The 3,222-nt window shown below is 60.7% G+C and carries 2 protein-coding genes and 1 pseudogene (1 of these 3 only partly in view); all 3 read right to left on the reverse strand.

Annotated features, from left to right (window positions below):
- Positions 1-889, reverse strand: an 889-nt coding sequence (locus CMG77_RS00970) for a ferredoxin-like domain-containing protein (RefSeq protein ID WP_502691712.1), incomplete at its 3' end; no start/stop codon positions are given.
- Positions 889-2,673 (reverse strand): assimilatory sulfite reductase (NADPH) flavoprotein subunit, encoded by a 1,785-nt coding sequence (locus CMG77_RS00975; RefSeq protein ID WP_286903453.1) that lies wholly within the window; start codon positions 2,671-2,673, stop codon positions 889-891. The genes CMG77_RS00970 and CMG77_RS00975, both read right to left, overlap by 1 nt.
- Positions 2,674-2,812: 139 nt before the next feature.
- A pseudogene (locus CMG77_RS16070) lies at positions 2,813-3,222 on the reverse strand (NAD(P)/FAD-dependent oxidoreductase) (it continues 820 nt past the right edge of the window).

Consider the following 3,222-nt stretch of genomic DNA (forward strand, 5'->3'; position numbering starts at 1 on the left):
CGTGAGCCCGGTCGGTGCGGCAACCGTGATCGCGCTGAATGGTGGCAATGGCTTCGCAGGCATCCACCACCTGATCGGCCGGCACAAAGCCGACCGGGCTGGCAAGGCGCGGGTAGGTACCGGTCTCTCCGTAAGTCATACCCATGCCGCCGCCGACCGCGATGTTGTAACCGACGATATCGCCATCTTCTTCAATAGCGATCAGGCCGATGTCGTTGGCTAATACATCGCAATCATTGTGGGGTGGCAGAGCGATGGCGACCTTGAATTTTCGGGGCAGGTAGCGGTAGGTGTAGAAGGGTTCTTCCTCTTCGCCTTCGCGGGTTTTTGGCGCCTCGTTCAGCCAGGTTTCTTCATAAGCCCGCGACCGCCACATCAGTCGTTCGCTGATCTGCACCGCATGGTCATAGACCCGTGCGTGATTGGCAGAAAGGTGCGGGTTGACGTTCGCCACCACGTTGCGGTTGACATCCCCGCAGGCGCCCCGGCTGTCCAGCCCCAGCGAATCCAGATGTTGAATCAGCGGTTGCAGGTTTTCCTTGAATACCCGATGAAACTGAAACGTCTGTCGGGTGGTCAGGCGCAGGCTGCCGTCGGCAAAGCGGTCGGCGACTTCATCAAGTCCGAGCCACTGGTCCGGGGTCAGTACTCCGCCGGGCAGCCGCAAGCGCAGCATAAACTGGAAGTGCGGTTCGAGTTTCTGTTGACGACGTTCTTCGCGCAGCTCCCGGTCGTCCTGCTGGTAGAGACCGTGAAACTTGCTCAGGTGCGTGTCTTCATCGTGCAGTGCGCCGGTGGCGTGATCCGCCAGGGAATCGCGCAGGGTGCCGCGCAAATACCGGCTTTCGCGCTTGATCTGTTCGGCTAAAGGCAAATCGTCATGGCTCATCAGTACACATCTCTCTGGTAGCGTTTGCTTCGGGTCAGCTCGCGCAGGTATTGCTCGGCACTGTCGCGGCTTTTGTGTCCGTGGGTGCTGATCACGTCGATCAGGGCCTCGTGCACGTCCGGCGCCATGGCATTGGCATCGCCGCACACGTACAGGTGCGCGCCGTCCTCAATCCAGCGCCAGAGCTCCGACCCCGCTTCTCGAATCCGGTGTTGCACGTACACCTTGTCTGGCCCGTCCCGGGAAAAGGCCACGTCCAGTCGACTGAGCAGTCCCTGCTTGCGCCACTGGAGCCATTCGCGCTGGTAGAGAAAATCGGTGCGAAAGTTCCGGTCGCCAAAAAACAGCCAGTTTTTGCCCGCATGCGCTTCGGCCTCGCGCTCCTGCATGAAGGCTCGAAACGGCGCTACCCCGGTGCCCGGGCCGATCATCACAATGGCCGTGTTGGGGTCATTCGGGAGGCGGAAGTTCTTGTTCGTGTCGATAAACACCGGCGCGGTGTCATCCAGCGCCAGGCGATCCGCCAGCCAGGTGGAGCCCACCCCTTCACGCAGGCGCTCGCGTTGTTGGTATCGCACCGCCGCCACGGTCAGATGCACTTCCTCGTCCACAGCCGCCTGGCTGGAGGCGATGGAGTAGAGCCGGGGCGGCAGGCGACGGATGTGATCCACCAATGTCTGGGCGCTCAGTCCGCCAATGGGGTATTCCTGGAGCAGATCCAGCAGATCTCGCCCGTGCAGCCAGTCGATCAGCCCCCGTTTATCGTTGGTCAGCTGTTGAAGCTCGCTGGCCTCACTCAGTTTGGCCCACTGTTGCACCGTCGGTGGTGTCAGTCGCGTCAGCTCAAGATGATGCTGCAACGCCTGGTGCAGTGTCAGGGAGTCGTCCTTGAGCGTCACGGCTTGCTCGCCGTCCAGCCGGGTCTGCTCGAGAATCCGGGCCACCAGCTCCGGATCGTTCTGCACATAAACGCCCAGGGAATCGCCGGGTTGGTAGCGCAGCCCGGAATCTTCCAGGGAAAACTCCAGGTGGTGTACCGCCTTGCTGGAGCCACGACCGTTCAGCGTTACCCGGTCCAACAGAGGGGCGGAAAACGGATGCTTGCGATCATGGCCCGCAGCGGTGGAGGTAGATGCTGTGGGTGTCGGGGCAACCGCAGCCGTGCTTTTTGTCTCGGATTTGAGTACCGATAACAGTTGCGTCATCCACTGATCGGCGGCCTCCTCATAGTCCACGTCACAGTCCACGCGATCCACCATCCGCTCGGCACCCAACGCCGCCAGACGTTGATCAAAATCCACCCCGGTCTGGCAAAAGTATTCGTAACTGGAATCCCCCAGCGACAGCACGGCGTAATGCAACTGACCGAGCTTCGGTGCCTTGCGCCCGTGCAGGTATTCGTGCAACCCAAGGGCATTATCCGGCGGATCGCCTTCGCCGTGGGTGGAGGTGATGAGGGCGAGCCGTTCGGTCTTTTTCAGTTGCCGGACGGGGAATTCGTCCATATCCAGGCACTCGACGTCCAGCCCCTGGGCGCGGGCCTGTTCCGCCAGCTGTTCGGCCAGGGTTTCGGCGTTGCCGGTCTGAGAGCCGTACAGTATGGTCAGTGTGACGGCGGAACCGCTTGCGCCGGATGGTTCGCCGCCGGCGTGCAACGCNGCNCGGTAGCCGGCNAGATAGCCNTGGACCCAGTCCAGTTGCTGCTCGTTCAATTCCCGNAGTAGGGCGTCGATTTGCTGGCGCTGNGCGTNGTTCAANGGTGANGGNGGCAAGGGNGCGTTCATGCGAAGTCGGGCTCCAATGGGTTCCGTGATCCTNTGACTTTGATAGTGAGTCAGGCTAACAAAAACTCAAGGCAACGCCGCCGTTTTGCTTAGACGGATGTGTCCTAAGCAAAGAACCGGCGGTAGTAACAGGGGGATGTCAGTGGCGCTCTTTGTGCGCGATGTCGCCTTCTTTNCCCCGCAGCATGTAACGCCAATAGAAANGTGGCAGNAGNTGTTTTTTGACCACCCAGTAAAAGCGCGACCGCTTGAACGGATTCAGGGGCAATGTGGGCGTTACGGTTCCACCGTAGGTGAATTCCGCGAGCATCACCTCGCCATAACCGGTGACCACCGGGCAGGANGTATAGCCGTCGTAGCGGGCGNTCAGNGGTTCCTGATCCAGAAAGGCGAGCANNTTTTTGACCACAACGGGTGNCTGCTTGCGTACGGCNGCCGCCGTTTTGGANGTNGGNANCGANCTGGCGTCNCCNANNGAAAACACCTCNGGGTANTCNGGGTTNTGCANNGTGTGNGNNTCCNCNNTCAACCANCCNNCNTCATTGGCCA

This window comes from Marinimicrobium sp., from assembly GCF_002695945.1.
Lineage (GTDB): Bacteria > Pseudomonadota > Gammaproteobacteria > Pseudomonadales > Cellvibrionaceae > Marinimicrobium > Marinimicrobium koreense.